At 35.7% G+C, this 16,957-nt stretch carries 11 protein-coding genes and 1 tRNA gene; 4 read left to right on the top strand and 8 right to left on the bottom strand.

Annotated elements, in window-relative coordinates; genetic code table 11:
* Positions 1-33: 33 nt before the first annotated feature.
* The 4 genes from V4P56_RS00580 to V4P56_RS00565 all read right to left on the bottom strand — a co-directional run bounded on the left by V4P56_RS00580 (position 34) and on the right by V4P56_RS00565 (position 4,233).
* The gene (locus V4P56_RS00580) at positions 34-1,317 is read right to left on the bottom strand and encodes an NAD(P)/FAD-dependent oxidoreductase (protein ID WP_455482168.1); all 1,284 of its coding nucleotides are present in this window, start codon (positions 1,315-1,317) and stop codon (positions 34-36) included.
* An 11-nt stretch (positions 1,318-1,328) separates the two neighbouring features.
* On the bottom strand, positions 1,329-2,756 hold the full coding sequence (locus V4P56_RS00575) for a glutamine synthetase family protein (RefSeq protein ID WP_455482167.1): 1,428 nt from the start codon (positions 2,754-2,756) through the stop codon (positions 1,329-1,331).
* A gap of 175 nt (positions 2,757-2,931) precedes the next feature.
* Positions 2,932-3,008, bottom strand: a tRNA-His gene (locus tag V4P56_RS00570).
* Positions 3,009-3,144: 136 nt separating this feature from the next.
* Positions 3,145-4,233, bottom strand: a complete 1,089-nt coding sequence (locus tag V4P56_RS00565) for a quinone-dependent dihydroorotate dehydrogenase (protein ID WP_455482166.1) — start codon at positions 4,231-4,233, stop codon at positions 3,145-3,147.
* Positions 4,234-4,824: 591 nt separating this feature from the next.
* Between V4P56_RS00565 and mscL the strand changes: the two genes are divergently transcribed.
* Complete coding sequence (gene mscL / locus V4P56_RS00560) at positions 4,825-5,238, top strand: large conductance mechanosensitive channel protein MscL (protein WP_455482165.1); 414 nt, start codon at positions 4,825-4,827, stop codon at positions 5,236-5,238.
* A 14-nt stretch (positions 5,239-5,252) separates the two neighbouring features.
* Here mscL and V4P56_RS00555 read toward each other — a convergent pair whose 3' ends face one another.
* On the bottom strand, positions 5,253-6,620 hold the full coding sequence (locus V4P56_RS00555) for a PAS domain-containing sensor histidine kinase (protein ID WP_455482164.1): 1,368 nt from the start codon (positions 6,618-6,620) through the stop codon (positions 5,253-5,255).
* Between the two features lie 651 nt (positions 6,621-7,271).
* Entirely contained in the window at positions 7,272-9,824 is a 2,553-nt protein-coding gene (locus tag V4P56_RS00550) for a DNA translocase FtsK (RefSeq protein ID WP_455482163.1), read from the bottom strand.
* Positions 9,825-10,218: 394 nt separating this feature from the next.
* Here V4P56_RS00550 and V4P56_RS00545 point away from each other — a divergent pair, with 394 nt between their 5' ends.
* The 3 genes from V4P56_RS00545 (at position 10,219) to rpoH (ending at position 13,752) form a co-directional block, all read left to right on the top strand.
* The gene (locus tag V4P56_RS00545; RefSeq protein ID WP_455482162.1) at positions 10,219-11,649 is read left to right on the top strand and encodes an aldehyde dehydrogenase family protein; all 1,431 of its coding nucleotides are present in this window, start codon (positions 10,219-10,221) and stop codon (positions 11,647-11,649) included.
* 35 nt (positions 11,650-11,684) lie between these two features.
* Positions 11,685-12,686, top strand: coding sequence for an RluA family pseudouridine synthase (locus V4P56_RS00540; protein WP_455482161.1), 1,002 nt, complete (start codon positions 11,685-11,687; stop codon positions 12,684-12,686).
* A 166-nt stretch (positions 12,687-12,852) separates the two neighbouring features.
* Positions 12,853-13,752 carry an RNA polymerase sigma factor RpoH gene (gene rpoH / locus V4P56_RS00535; RefSeq protein WP_455482160.1) on the top strand — a complete coding sequence of 300 codons (900 nt, stop codon included), beginning with the start codon at positions 12,853-12,855 and terminating at the stop codon, positions 13,750-13,752.
* A 119-nt stretch (positions 13,753-13,871) separates the two neighbouring features.
* Here rpoH and V4P56_RS00530 read toward each other — a convergent pair whose 3' ends face one another.
* Both V4P56_RS00530 and V4P56_RS00525 read right to left on the bottom strand, forming a co-directional pair.
* Positions 13,872-15,287: a hypothetical protein gene (locus V4P56_RS00530; RefSeq protein ID WP_455482159.1), complete on the bottom strand. Its 1,416-nt coding sequence runs from the start codon at positions 15,285-15,287 to the stop codon at positions 13,872-13,874.
* 227 nt (positions 15,288-15,514) lie between these two features.
* On the bottom strand, positions 15,515-16,804 hold the full coding sequence (locus V4P56_RS00525) for an adenylosuccinate synthase (RefSeq protein WP_455482158.1): 1,290 nt from the start codon (positions 16,802-16,804) through the stop codon (positions 15,515-15,517).
* Positions 16,805-16,957 lie beyond the last annotated feature (153 nt).

The following is a 16,957-nucleotide window of genomic DNA, read 5'->3' as shown; positions in this document are numbered from 1 at the left end:
TGTCTATTTTCCTATTCGATTACAGAAATTTAATTAAAAATGATCCATTAAAGAAAACCAATGCATTGCTAAAAATACAAGCGGATAACGTAAAACTCTTCCCCCTGGAAAAGATGAAATCTTTAAGTCTTGAAAACACTTAAAACGTTCACGCTTCCCAGTTAGCCATTCAGCGTACAATTTACCCATAAAAGGAGCAAGCATAACTCCATGCCCTGAATAACCACCACAATAAGTAATACCCGGTGAAAATTGGCGAACATAGGGCATACGTTCAACTGTTATAGCAACCGTTGCTCCCCAACAATGAGTCAAATTTATAGATTGTAAATGAGGATAAATTTCAGCAATCTGCCATCGTATACGTTCATCTAAATTTGCAGGGTGCTTATTATCGTAGCTTTCTACTCCACCAAATAATAACCGATTATCAATACTTTTACGAAAATAGCGAACCATAAAACGAGAATCATCCACTGATTCGCTTCCCAAAAGAATCGGATTATTCTTTGATAATGGTTCAGTTGCCCCAATATAAGAACGAATAGAAACAATTTTTTTTTCAACAAAATGCTGAAGCCCAAGCTTATATGCATTGGTCGCCAATAAAATATGCTCAGCGATTACATTACCTTGTTCTGTTATCACTAAATGGTGGCTACCATTGCATTCTATCGCAGTTACAGGGGTTTTTTCATAAAGTTTAGCTCCAGCATTTTTTGCTTTTTTCGCTAACCAAACAACTAATTTTAAAGGATTTATATGACCAGTGTCCGCATCATAAATACCGCCACAATAAAAAGACGAGCCAAGCCGTTTAGCAACTTCATCTCTATCCATAAAAGTGAGACCATTATAACCATAACGCTGCATCATCTCAACATGTCGTTGATAAGATACTACTTCACGTTTTTTATAAATAACGGAAAGCTGTCCGGCCATAAAGTCGATATGACAATCAGGCATAACACACCAAGATAAGATATCTTCTTTGGCTTCTTCAGCTAAATCAAACAGCGTCTTACTTCTCTCAAAACCATACGTTTTCTCTAACATTTCTACCCATTGTCGCTGACCTGTTCCCAATTGGCCACCATTTCGCCCTGAAGCACCATCTCCAAAACGCGAAGCTTCTAACAAAACAACACTAACTCCAGCCTTAGCCAAATGATAAGCAGCCGAAAGCCCTGTAAATCCACCTCCAACGATAACCACATCGCACTGTATCTGTTCGCAAAAAAATGGATAAGAAGGCCGCTCTTTTAAAGTATCTTCATACCAAGAAATTCCTGGAGAAATGGGATTATAATCAATCATTGTGATAAAGCTTAAACATTAAGTAAGAGATATTCACGTTCCCATGAACTAATTACTTCCATAAAAGTTTCAAACTCTTGTCGTTTGATCGCAGCATAAGTACTTACAAACATATCTCCTAAAATAGCACGCACTGCTGTATCTTGTTCAAATAAATTAACAGCCTCAATAAGCCCACGCGGTAATTCAATGTTATCAGCATTCACATTATTTGTTGTTGGCTCATCTGGCTCAAGTTTTTGCTGTAAACCAATAAGACCACAAGCTAAAGAAGCCGCAATTGCTAAATAAGGGTTAGCATCTGATGAAGGTAGCCTATTCTCAACACGCCGTCCTTGTGGAGCAGAACGTGGCACACGAAAAGCTGTAGTACGATTATCATAACCCCATCGTAAATTAACAGGTGCTGAAACATTAGGCATGAGACGTCGATAAGAATTTACATAAGGAGCAAGCATCACAAGTACCCCAGCCATATATCTTTGTAATCCACCAATAAAATGACGAAAATAGACACTTTCTTCACCATCCTTATCCGTAAAAATATTAGAATTTGTTTTTTCATCAATGACTGATTGGTGAATATGCATAGCAGAACCAGGCTGTCCTTGAATAGGTTTTGCCATAAAAGTTGCATACATATTATGCTTAAGTGCCGCTTCACGAATTGTTCGTTTAAACATAAAAACTTGATCAGCCAGTTCAATCGGATCGCCGTGGCGTAGATTGATTTCAAATTGACCAGCCCCTTCTTCATGAATAAGCGTATCAATTTCCAACCCTTGTGCTTCCGAAAAATGATAAATATCATCAATCAAATCATCAAATTCATTCACACCAGCAATTGAATAGCCCTGTCCACCACCAATTGAACGCCCAGAACGTCCGACTGGAGGGATTAAAGGATAATCAGGGTCAGGATTCTTTTGAACTAAATAAAACTCAATTTCTGGTGAAACAACAGGCTTTAAACCCATTTGAGTATAACAATCTATCACTTTTCGTAAAACATTTCGTGGTGTATAATCAACAACCTGACCATTTTGATACACAAGATCACAAATTACTTGTGCAGTAGGAGCATCTTCCCATGGAACAATGCTCAATGTTGAAAGATCAGGTTCAAGACGTAAATCACCATCTGTTTTTGGATACTCAAAACCGCGACCATCTTCAGGATAATCACCTGAAATTGTTGTCATAAAAACTGCTGAAGGTAATGCTAATGATGTCTCTGATATAAATTTTTTAGAAAGCATCATCTTCCCACGTGCTACACCTGCTTGATCAGGTGTAATACACTCAATATCCTCTACATTTCGGTAAGCAAGCCACTGCGAAACTTGCTCCCAACTATTTACACCACGTAAATTTTTAAGAAAATCAGAAACAGGCTTAGAGCCTTTGCTTTTTATTTGTTTATAATTTTTTATAGCCATAGCTACACCAACTCAAAAAAACAATCAAGCTTCATTCCTATGGTACCACTCCATGTATGAACGCTAAAAAAATTTTATCAGCTTAGTTTTTAAAAATAGCACAGCTCTTGGTTAAGGCAAATTATACTTTGCAATCATTGTAAGCTGCTCGTCGCATCCAAACATAGTGGAAAACTGGTACGGTTGGTGGGATTTGAACCTACGACCTCTGGTGCCACAAACCAGCGCTCTAACCAACTGAGCTACAACCGCGTAAAATAGATGTCTAATAATTATCCGCTATTTAATAAATATTCAATCCTTTGCTTGTGTGACATAAGGAAGATCAGAAAAGTTTGCAAGCCCCTTAAAAAAAATCCTGCATTTTTTGTCAAAAAAAATCATTTTATCACAAAGAAAGTGAACGTTTTACCCAATGCTCAACATGATGATCACGATAAGCGCGTATGTTATCAATACCATCTTGCTGCATAAGCTGCAAAACTTCTTTCAGAATAGTTACTATAAGGCCCGGTCCTTCATAAACCATACCACTATACAATTGAACTAAATCTGCACCAGCTTTAATTTTTTCCAAAGCTGTTTGTGCATTTTTTACACCACCAACACCAATGATTGCAATCTCTTTACCTAATTTTTGACGCATTTTTGCAAGCATAATAGTAGATCTCTCAAAAAGTGGACACCCAGAAAGCCCTCCTTCCTCATTAATCCATGCACTATCTGTCAAACCTTGACGTGAAAGAGTGGTATTGGAAATGATTAGACCATCAAAATCAGAACTTTTTATTTCTTCAGCCACATCATCCAATTCCTTATCTGATAAATCTGGTGCAATTTTCAGAAAAATTGGAATAGAAAATCCATGCTTTTTCTTTTGTTCACTGCGCGCTTGTGAAATCGTTTTAATCAAAAGATGCAAACTATCACGAGCTTGTAAAGCGCGTAACCCCGGCGTATTGGGTGAGGAAATATTAACTGTAAAATAATCAGCAACATCATAAAAACAGGCAATACCAGCAGTATAATCGTCAATTTTATTGACAGTATCCTTATTAGCGCCGATATTGATCCCTATAATGCCAAGCCTTTTACACGCGTGAATCCTGCTGTAAATAATTTGATGTCCATCGTTATTGAAGCCCATTCTGTTAATAATCGCTTCATCTTCTTTTAACCGAAAAAGCCTTGGTTTAGGATTTCCAACCTGAAATTCTGGTGTAACTGTACCAATTTCAGTAAAACCAAATCCTAAACGAAAAACAGCATCAACAATCTCTGCATTCTTATCAAAACCTGCAGCAAGACCGATAAAATTTTCAAACTTAAGACCCGCAACAGTCACATACAAACACCTATCAACAACCTTCTCACAATTGCTCAATCCACTTCTTAGCCCGATAATCGCTAAACGGTGCGCATGCTCCGGATCTAACATAAATAAAGCGGAACGACCAATACAACGAAAGAAACTCATCAATCTTTCTCCAAAACATCAAAACGATCCATTTCATCTTATGTAAAGCTTTTTAATACAAAAAACCACAAACAAAGGATAACATATTATCCAAACAAAAACACAAACCCTAACTATGAAAATATTCATAATATAATCACTAATCACATTTGTATTTTTTAACACTGATCAAAAAAAAAATTCTACTCTTAAAAAACTTTTTTACTTTTTTATAATTATTCAAATATTGAAGCAATCTACCAACCAGGTAGACAGGTAATCTATCAAATAGATATTTCTTTACAAAACTTTATTATAACAGCTTGAGAATATTTCATAAATCAAGAACATTTTTTGTTTTTTAATTAAAAAAAGAACAGATAATATTCTTTATCAAACAAATTTTTATTATTATAAAAGCTATACGAAACTCATGTAATTAAGCTAGACAAGATTTATAGTTAATCTCTTTAACATGTTATAATATTCTTAGAAGGGTATTTTAATATATATAATATAATGAGGTAAGAAACCGAAAACTGCTCTTTCCTTTTTTATTAAAAGCGATAATTTAGAACTACCATATGTTGCATACATAAACAGGAAAAAGTAATGCTTAAAGAATTCAAAGAATTTGCCTTAAAAGGTAATATGATTGATCTTGCCATCGGTGTAATTATAGGCGGTGCTTTTGGAAGCTTAGTCAATTCAATTGTTAATGATATTTTTATGCCAATCATTGGCCTTATCACAGGTGGGATTGACTTTTCTAACATGTTTTTTCAACTTGCTGGTGAAAAACAAGCTACATTGAGTGCTGCTAAAGAAGCTGGAGCGACTATTAGTTATGGTAATTTTATAACTTTACTTATCAATTTTCTTATTATTGCCTGGATTCTTTTCCTATTTGTTAAAGGCATAAATAAAATACGCAGAAAACAAGAAGAACAGAAAATCCCAAAAGAAATGTCCCTAGAAGAGAAATTACTCTCAGAAATAAGAGATTTATTAGCCAAGAAAAAATAAATTTATATTTAACTTTACTCATGAAATACAGGAAAGAACATTTCCACTGTTGTTCCATGATTTGGTTTTGAAAATAATAAAAATTGGCCACCACTCTCTTCTACCATCGCCTTACATATCGGTAGTCCTAAACCAGTTCCTATGAAAGCACTATCACCAAATCGACCATCTTTACGCTTTACCTGACCATAAGGCTGCATAGCTTGTGTAATCTCTTTATCGCTCATGCCTATACCATTGTCACTTACTGAAATCTTCACTCGCTCTTTTCTTTTATGAGAAACATGAACAATAATTTGCCCCCCCGACGGCGTAAAACGAATGGCATTGGAAAGAAGATTCCACATAATTTGCCGCAATATCTGTTGTGATACACAAATAAACGGCACATGAACCGGTGCAACAATCCGCATGATAATACCATTATGATTAGCTTGTGTTTCAAGAAAAGCCATACTGGCTCGCAAACAAGATGTTACATCAAATACTTCAGCCATAAAGGATGCATGTATTTGAGTATTTGCATTAGAATAATTTTCTTTTGAACACTCTAGTAGTTGATTAACCAACGATAATATATGTTTTCCAGATGAGATAATATCATGTAAATATCTATGATAACGCTCATTTTCTATCAAACCAAAACGGCCATCCCTCATAATTTCTGCAAAACCGATGAGAGCATTCAAAGGTGTCCTCATTTCATGAACAACTCTAACCATTTTATGTTCTTTTATTTTTTTATCTAAAGGTACCTCTCCTGTCATATCATACAGCATAACGGCATAATTATTTTTTTGTGCTAAAGGTAAAATCGTCATAGAAACTGTTATATTCTTACGACTTTTTGTTACTAAATCAGCTACCTCATTACGATTCAAAATTTGATTTTTACCCTTTATACGGATTAGTTGAAAATATTTTTCAACTAAAAATTGGCTTTGTGAAGTAAATAACGATGATAATGGCTGAGACAGTAATTCATGTATTTCATAACCAGTTAATACCAAAGCAGCACTGCTAACCGATTGAATGAAGCCCTGTTCATCCAACCACAAAACACCGCTCGTAGTTGTATTTAATAATGATAAAACAGCTGTCGGCTCTTTTATAAGGGCTTGTTCTATAGTGTCTATAGGTAATGTCTGTGCACACGGTAACTGAACCGCTGTTTTTTCAACTAAATGCTCATACCCTGAAGATGAATGCAACTCACCACGTAACCGCTCCGCAATCTCGCGAAAAGCTGAACGCTCTATCTCTGATAGACTCAACTTTTTTGTATCTGAGTTTTCATCTCTTACCTCTTGCATTTTCTCTTGCATCTTCAAAACACCAAAGCTACGCCCCCTAAGCTGCTGTTTTGCAATAAAAACTAGCAAAACAGAAAATTCAATATCAATCTCCTCTAAACAACCATCAACAGTCTGTTCATTTTAAGGTAAAGCTACTTTAATGCAACTATTAAGTACCTGATACCACTTATTATTAAATTGATTAATAAATTCATGAAAATCAAATCCTAAAATACAGAAAAATATCAGCTTAACACTTCATTAACTTGATTGAAACATCATAAAATCAGTTGTTTTTCCTATTCTGCATTTATCCGCATTTAACATCGTTTATAAAATTCAAAAATTTACTGATTTTACTTTCAAACAAACGATGCCAACTTATGGACTAATACCTGCTATAAGTAAAATAGTTTTAACAAATATCTCATTGTCAATCATCAACAGCAGAATTTTAATTATTTTAATAAAAAAATAAAAAAAAAAGCAGCCTCTAATACAAGCGCATATTCATCGAATACTACAATGAACATTATTGCATAATCTAAACCAATGATAAAAAAGTACCCTCTTTAAGAAAAAGAGCCTTACCTATTCAATAATATTAATAAAATTTATAAAAAATTAAGTATAGCGTTTCAAATTACCCAATACGATAAAACCTACTCTATTACTCTTTATCCAACCTTTTCATATTTTTCAGTAAAAAAACAAGTTTAACCTCTAAAATAACTGCTATCACATATCCTTCAGATTATATTGATTATTGTTATCTTCATTGAGCAAAATTTCACGTTTACCAACGTGATTAGCAGCTCCGACAATACCTTGTTCTTCCATCCGTTCAACAAGAGAAGCAGCCTTATTGTAACCGATCGAAAGCCGTCGCTGGATATAAGATATCGAACATTTTTTATCACGCATAACAATCTTAACAGCTTGCATATAAAGTTCTTCACTATCCCCGCTAGAACTTTCTTCCGCAGTATTTCCAATAACTAAATCAACAGATTCCATATCTTTGTTATCGTCTCCACTATCTGTTACTGTTGCTAAATAATCAGGTTTTCCTTGTATTTTTAGATGTGCAACTACAGATTCAACCTCTTCATCAGAAACAAAAGGACCATGAACACGAACAATACGCCCACCACCAGCCATATGAAGCATATCTCCTTGACCCAAAAGTGTTTCAGCACCCTGTTCTCCCAAGATTGTACGACTGTCAATTTTCGATGTTACTTGAAAAGAAATACGGGTAGGAAAATTTGCTTTAATCGTACCTGTGATTACATCAACAGAAGGACGCTGTGTTGCCATAATAAGATGAATACCTGCAGCACGCGCCATTTGCGCTAAACGTTGAATAGCATTCTCAATCTCTTTACCAGCCACCATCATTAGATCAGCCATTTCATCAACAATGACCACAATATAAGGAAGTTGTGTCAAATCCATTGCTTCTTCATGATAAAGCATTTCTCCACTTTCTTTATCAAACCCCGATTGCACAGTACACACAATCGTTTCACCTTTTTCTGCCGCAAGTGCAACTCGTGCATTAAAACCATCAATATTACGCACACCTAATTTAGCCATTTTGCGGTAACGCTCTTCCATTTCACGAACTGCCCATTTTAAAGCTGTTACAGCTTTCTTTGGATCTGTCACAACAGGCGTTAAAAGATGCGGGATACCATCATAAACAGAAAGTTCTAACATTTTGGGATCAACCATAATCAAACGACACTGCTTCGGTGTCATTCGATAAAGAATCGATAAGATCATTGTATTAATTGCAACAGATTTACCTGATCCTGTTGTTCCAGCAACCAGTAAATGTGGCATTTTAGCTAATTCTACAATTACAGGCTGACCATTAATTTCTTTCCCCAACGCAAGAGCTAATTTAAATTGGCTTTCACAAAAAGAGCTTGATTGGATTAATTCACGTAAATAAACTGTTTCACGGACTGTATTTGGCAACTCAATCCCAATAACATTGCGCCCAGGAATTACTGCAACACGTGTAGAAATAGCAGACATAGAACGAGCAATATCATCAGAAAGACCAATGACCCGTGATGATTTTACGCCAGCTGCAGGTTTAAATTCATACATTGTCACTACTGGCCCTGGATGAACATTAATGATTTCACCCTTAATACCAAAATCTGCTAAAACATTTTCCAAAAGTTTAATACTGTGTTCCAATATTTCATGCGTAACAATCGTACTCTTATGAAATACTGGTTTCTGTAATAAATCAATCGGAGGGAATTCATAAGTATCATAATTAAGAAATTGAAAATTAGGCATAAAAGAAGAATTACAATTGCCTAACGATGGGCTTGTAACTCGCAATGTTTTACCTTCTTCTTTCATCATTGAAAAATTTACTGAACTCTTTGCTACACTCCCTGTTACACAACCAGCAACACTGCCAGAATTATTAGTTTCCGTAGCAACTTCTACATCGCTTAATGTACAAGAAGAGTCTTTAGCAATAGGCTCAGAATTACATATTTGAGCGTCTTTAATAATATTACTCTTTTCGTGTATTAAATTAGAAATTTGTTCGCATCTCCGCATATCATTAGCTGAAGATTCTGATATAATTGAATCATAAAATTTTGGAAAACGGTATTCAAGAACACGATAAAGAGCAACGATTGATTCATCAAAGGCAGAAGTAATATCTGGTACAACCATATCACTCACAAAATCAAGAGATGTTGTATTTTTTTCTGAAATTTTAGTATTGGCCTGTTCTAATATAAAGGATTCGCATTCAAAAAATGCGTCATCAGAAAGGTGAAAAGCAGGCTTTATCTTTTGTGTTGCATTTTTTACTTTTAATTTATGCTTCTCTGTATCTTCCTCAGCCATAGTGATAACAGTCTGCTGTGATGATTGCCTTAAAACTGTTGAATGACAAAATGACTCCTTATTCTCAACTGATCGATCATGAATTTCTTTTTTAGTCGATTGGGAATTTATTGTTCTCTTATTACAGCACTTAATGTCCGTAAGCTTTTTCCGACTTTGATCTGAAAAAATTTTAAACTGTTTCGCAAAAATAGGATCTGTTTCTATACGACGACGCAAAATCTCAACTTCTGGTGTTCGCGTAAAACGCACATTTTGTCCAAGAGCGAATGCTTTTTTCCATACTTCCGGATAGGGAAATATCTCAGTAATCTTATTAAACGAATTTTTTCCTGATGCATCTCCCACACCTTCATCAGAAAAAGCCGCCGTAGAAACGGATTTTGTTTTCGAATTATGCATGATACCCAACAAAATTATAGTAATGAGAACAATTTCTTCTTTAAAAAAGATACATAGAGATTATAGTATGAAGGTTAATAACCTTTTGCTGTAAGCTACTTTTTAACAAAAAAATGATATCTATAAATGATACTTCCTCTCCACACTTGCTATGTAAATTAAAAGATTCATATTGCTCATCTAGTTGTATTTCATCATAAAAATGACAAAAACATTACCAATTATTTCCCTCTTTCGTATGTTATACAAATAGTACTTCTTCAGCATTCCATTTCAGCTTCCCATAGATTCATTGCCACAAAATAATCCACTTTCCTCACTTTTTTAAGGTTATCCTTGTTATTAAAGGCTTAAATGGTATACAAGATTAATAGAAAAAAATGGGAGGTGAACTATGCTTAATAAGCGCAAATTTTACATCAATGGTCTATGGGATAATCCTAGTACTCCCCATGATCTACATGTCATTAATCCATCAACAGAAGAATCCTGTGCCGTTATTAGCCTTGGTAGCACAAAAGATGCAGATAAAGCGATTAGTGCCGCTAAAAAAGCTTTTCCATGCTGGAAAAAAACCTTACCAAGTGAACGTTTGAGCTTTGTTGAAAAAATTTTAGAGATCTATGAAAAACGCTCTGAAGATATGGCCAAAACCATTTCAATGGAAATGGGAGCACCTATTGACATGGCACGTAATGCACAAACTGCAACCGGCAGCTATCACATTCGCAATTTTATTAAAGTTTTTAAAGAATTTTTGTTCCAAGACACTTTGATCGAGGGCAATGAACAAGCAGTCCTTCACTATGACCCTATCGGCGTTGTAGGATTGATTACTCCATGGAACTGGCCAATGAATCAGATAACTCTTAAAGTTATCCCTGCTCTATTAGCTGGCTGCACTATGGTCTTAAAACCCTCTGAAATTGCACCTCTTTCTGCTATCCTTTTTGCTGAAATTTTAGATGAAGCTGCCCTTCCTGATGGTGTTTTTAATTTAATCAATGGAGATGGTGCTAATGTCGGTTCTTACCTATCTAACCATCCAGAGCTGCAAATGATCAGCTTTACTGGATCAACCAGAGCAGGAAAAGATATTTCTAAAAATGCTAGTAACACGTTAAAAAAAGTCTGTTTAGAACTTGGAGGTAAGGGAGCTAACATTATATTCGCCGATGCTGATAGTGATGCTGTTAGACGTGGTGTGCAGCATTGCTTTTATAATAGTGGGCAAAGCTGTAATGCCCCAACGCGCATGCTTGTGGAGCAATCTATTTATGACAAAGCTGTAAAAATAGCCAAAGATGTTGTTGAAAAAACAAAAGTTGGCCCAAGCTATCAAGCAGGTAACCATATTGGTCCTGTCGTCTCAAAACAACAATATGATAAAATTCAAATGCTTATCCAATCCGGAATTGATGAAGGTGCAACTCTTGTCGCAGGTGGGACGGGTTTACCAATTGGAATAGAGCGTGGTTATTATGTCCGCCCAACAGTCTTTGCAAATGTAAAACCTGAGATGCGTATTTTTCAAGAAGAAATATTTGGTCCAGTCCTCTCGATTCTTCCCTTTAATACAGAAGATGAAGCTGTAGCCTTGGCCAATAAAACAGAATATGGTCTCACAAATTATATACAATCGCAAGATCGAAACAGATGTCGTCGTATTGCTGCACAAGTACGGTCTGGTATGGTAGAAGTTAATGGACACCATTTACCTGCTGGAAGTTACTTTGGAGGAGTAAGATTTTCTGGGCGTGCTCGCGAAGGTGGGCTATGGGGTATTAAAGAATTTTTAGATACTAAAGCAATTTCATACTGGTAAAAAAATCTTATTAAAAACTTAATAGGAATTGTAAAGTGATACAATGGATAACGGATGAGGATGCTCTTGGGCAACGACTAGATCAGTGGCTTACTAGACAATATAATCATGAGCTGTCACGTTCACGTTTGCAAAGCCTCATCCGTGAAGGCTACCTTATAATTGATGATCAATTAATAAAAGAACCAAAAACAAAATTAAAACCCAATCAAACAATTAAATTGACAATACCTGCACTTAATAATGCAGAACTTAATGGTGAAGCCATTGCATTAGATATTCTATTTGAAGATGATCATGTCATTGTTATTAATAAACCAGCTGGTCTTGTTGTTCATCCTGGCAATGGCAATTCGTCTGGCACATTAGTCAATGCCCTTATCTATCACTGTAGCGGTAGTTTATCTGGTATCGGTGGCGTTAAACGTCCTGGTATTGTTCATCGTCTTGATAAAAATACAAGTGGAGTCATGATTGTTGCCAAAAATGATCCCGCCCATAAAAGCCTTAGTGCTCAATTTGCTGATCATGGACGTACCAGTGCATTGGATCGACGCTATCTCGCCTTGATTTGGGGATCTCCCAGCCGTAATATTTTGACAATCAGTGCATCTCTTGGTCGCTCTCCCTATAATCGAACAAAGCAAGCTGTTGTTCATGACCAAAATCCTTACGCCCGCCACGCTGTTACACATCTTTCTTTGCTTGAAAAATATGGAATCTGTGCAGATACAACATCTTGTGCTAGCCTTCTGGAATGTCGCCTAGAAACTGGTCGTACACACCAAATCCGTGTTCATATGGCTCATATTGGACACCCACTCATAGGAGATGCTGTTTATGGAAGTGCTTTTAAAACAAAATCAAATACACTCAATCCTATAATTCAGAATGCAATTGATCAATTTAATCGACAGGCGCTTCATGCCGCCAGTCTTACCTTTGAGCATCCTATTACAGGTAAAATTATGTCTTTTTCTTCACCATTACCCCAAGATATGGCTGAACTCATCAATCATTTAAAAAAAATTAATTGAAACTTTTGGCTTTCTCATGATTTCATCATAAAATATCTCTTTTTAAAATATCTCTTTTTGAACAAAATTAAAAACTATGGTAATGTAAATAATGCAAAAGATAGTTATGTAATGTCTAAAATAGAATTTGCCTTATCAGGGAATTCATGCAAAAGGAGGGTGCTTTATGACCCATATGAATTTACTATCAGTTACAATCGGTGATGGAGGACTAAATCATTACTTAGAAGAAGTGCATCGTTTTCCGATACTTCAACCAAAGGAAGAATATATGCTAGCTAAACGTTATCGTGAACATCACGATCTAAAAGCTGCACATAGATTAGTCACTAGTCATCTGCGCCTCGTATCTAAAATTGCAATGGGATATCGAGGTTATGGATTACCTATTGGAGAAGTTATTTCAGAAGGTAATGTCGGACTTATGCAAGCTGTTAAGCGTTTCGAACCAGAGCGAGGATTCCGTCTTGCAACCTATGCAATATGGTGGATTAAGGCATCAATCCAAGAATATGTATTGCGCTCTTGGAGTTTGGTAAAAATGGGGACAACAGCTAATCAAAAGCGCTTATTTTTTAATCTTCGTAAATTAAAAAGTAGACTTCAAGCGCTTGATAGCGGTGATCTTAATGCAGAACAGGTTAAAGAAATTGCAACTCGATTGAATGTTACTGAAAATGAAGTTGTATCGATGAATCGCCGACTGGGTGGTGATACATCACTCAATGCACCTTTACGTACAGTCGAAGGTGAAAACAGTGAATGGCAGGATTGGTTAATTGATGACTCTGACAACCAAGAACAAATTTTGATCGAACAAGATGAATTGGAAAGTCGCCGTTCCATGTTAGCACGTGCTATGAATAATTTGAATGAGCGTGAAAAGCGCATATTCGAAGCACGTCGTTTAAGCGATGACCCACTAACACTAGAAGAGCTCTCAAGTGAATTTAACATTAGTCGGGAACGAGTAAGACAAATCGAAATGCGTGCATTTGAAAAAGTGCAGCAATCCGTTAAGGCTTCTGCTTTATCCCAAAAGCAGGCAGTATTTGCGCATTCTTGATATTAATAAATAGCTAATAAACATCAACTTTATGCTGCTAATCTAGGATTGAGAGGTTTTTTTTACAGGGGGGGGGTACCTTGTTTATAGCCTTTTATTTCACTCTATATCAGTATTTTTTATTTTTGACCAAGAACTGTTAATTTATCTGGGTGTGTCAGCCATTGCCCAATAACTTCATTAAAAATAGCTTCACCTGTTGATCCTTTTGCAAAGGTTAATTCGTTTATACGCCCATTTTTATCGGTTAATACTAAACGTATCCAATCTAATTCTCGCATCAATTGTAAATTTTGATCAAGAAATGGATTATTACCACTTAATGCAATAAGAAAAAAATTATCGTTAATCTTTGCCGTAACAGTCCTTGCTAAAGCTTGCCCGATTGATTGTTCACTCGCCTTAAAAGTCAATGCCTGAACATTACTTATAGCTTGACCTGAAAATTTATCAGAAAGAATAAAAATAAGATCCATAATATATGCAGCAGGAAAAGATAGATCGGTATTACGGCGTAAAATTAGCCGAAGTAATAGCCCTTCATCCGGAATTGTTATATCACCTCGTATAACTGACTCTCCTAGAGCACCCTTAACATCAAACTCTTTTACAAGCGACCACTGTACACTACCTATTGCCACTTTTTCTGCATCATAATTCGTACGTGTCTGATAAAAAATAGCTTCACCTAATTGCTCAATTGACTGCAAATTAGTAGTAACAACAGTTGAGGTTCCTTCTTCATTTGAAGCGTCTACCATTTGATCTAAACCGACATCAACTTCACTTCCATCCTCTAATAAGCGTTGTGTTAATTTGCGATTAACCGAAAGTGATTTTGATAACACATTAGAAACTTGAATATTTTTCTCTAGCAATTTATTATTATTTAATAAAAATACTTGTTTACCAACAAGATAAATACCAATAATTAATGCCATAAAACTGATAAAAGCAGCAACACCTATTGCAATACGCTTATACATTAATGGCCGATTAGAACGACGCAAGGCCTGAGAAAAAATATGTGAAACAATGTGAAAATTATCTGATTGTAAAGCAGAATCCTTTAATATACTTTTATCAACATGCTGAGAAGTGAAATGAGGATTAATATTAATGGGCTCCGCATTTGGCACATCTAATGCAGAAGATTCATCTAATATCTCGCTATCTTTTAAATTTGTGACAGAAAGATCTTGTCTTTTTCTTGTTGCTAAAACTGAAATATCACCATCTTGTAGTAATACAGGATTTTGCGTATTTTCACCATTTTCAACTATATCCATATGCTTCCAGCCAATCGCTGAAGAAAGTAGCTTCTTTTCAACTGCTAGATATTCTGTTTCAACATTTGCAATAGCAGTTTGCAAAATCTGTCTTTGCTCATTTGCCATTGATTGTGGGATTGTTGCTGCTATAAACTGATGTTCTAATGTTTCGATAGCTCGTTTATAAATTCGCTCACGCACTTGTGGTGTAATATTACTTTGCGCATTAATCGCTTTTTTTAAAATTCTAACGAAATCTACCATATCTTATATAATCTTTCTGAAACTAAGGAAAACCTCCAGTTCCAAGACTAAAACATCTTCACTTTAACCTTCTAAATTGATTATTATTTAATATTGATATAACTGTTATCGTAATCTAAAGTGAATATAAAAAATAAACAATATTATTTTGTATTTAATAGCCATCAGCTTTCGAACTCTATTCGTATGAAAAATATATAGATAATATGGAAATCTAAAGATGATCCTTAATTTGCAAAGGGATTAGTAATGAGAATAGTATCGTCACGTTCAGGGCTAGTGGATAATAAAGCTACCGGTGTATTGGTTAATTTTTCAATATATCGTATATATTTTACAGCCTGAAGCGGTAACTCTTCCCATCTTGACGTATGTGCTGTTGTCGCTTTCCAACCTTCCAATGTCTCATAAACTGGCTGTACACGAGCTTGAGCTCCTATAGAGGAAGGTAAATAATCAATTCTTCTACCATCAAGTTCATAGCCAATACAAACCTTAATTTCATCTAACTCATCCAAAACATCAAGCTTTGTCAATGCTATACCCTGAACACCACAAATTACTGCCATCTGACGTACTAAGACAGCATCAAACCAACCACATCGACGTTTCCGACCGGTTACAACACCAAACTCATTCCCACGTATCCCAAGAAATTCACCAATATCGTTCATCTGCTCTGTTGGGAACGGTCCTTCTCCAACACGTGTTGTATAAGCTTTTGCGATGCCCAAAACATAATGAATTGATCCAGACCCTATACCTGAGCCAGTGAAAGCTTGACCAGAAACTGTACTAGATGATGTCACATAAGGGTAAGTTCCAAAATCATTATCCAGTAATGCACCTTGTGCACCTTCAAAAAGAATATTCTTCCCCATCCGATAACTTTCATTTAAAAGACGCCATGTACAATCCATAAAAGGTAAAATTTCATCTGCTACTTGCATCAATTCATCATAAAGTGCTTGAGAAGCAAGCTCTGCAACACCTATCCCACGACGTAAAGCATTATGATACCCCAAAAGACGTTCAATCTTAGCCATAAGTGTATCAGTTTCCACTAAATCCATAACTCTGATGGCACGACGCCCCACCTTATCTTCATAAGCTGGACCAATTCCACGCTTTGTCGTCCCAATTTTTAAACCTGAAAGACTATTTTCCCAAGTTGTATCAAGATCACGATGTACAGAAAGAATCAAAGGAGCATTTTCAGCAATACGTAAAATTTCTGGTGTGATCTTCACACCCTGCTCACGTAGTTTTTTCAATTCTGCAACAAAATGATGAGGATCTACGACAACACCATTACCGATAATTGATAATTTACCACGAACTACCCCAGATGGTAAAAGCGATAATTTATAACTAATTCCATCAACAACTAATGTATGGCCTGCATTATGCCCACCCTGATATCTCACTACGATATCTGCCTGCTCAGATAACCAATCTACAATTTTACCTTTGCCTTCATCGCCCCATTGTGTACCGACAACTACTACATTGGCCATAATTTTCTCCACCATATTTGGTTAAATAAAACCAGCATTTAAAAACAAACGCCTCTTTATAACGAAACCTTAAGGCAAGTGCGACTCTTCATTTAAACTTTTTTCCAATCTTAATGTTATTAAATTCACAGATTCACAATAACAAAAGTAAAC

Source organism: Bartonella sp. B35(2025), from assembly GCF_053794465.1.
This window is presented reverse-complemented; position numbering and strand designations above follow the sequence as displayed.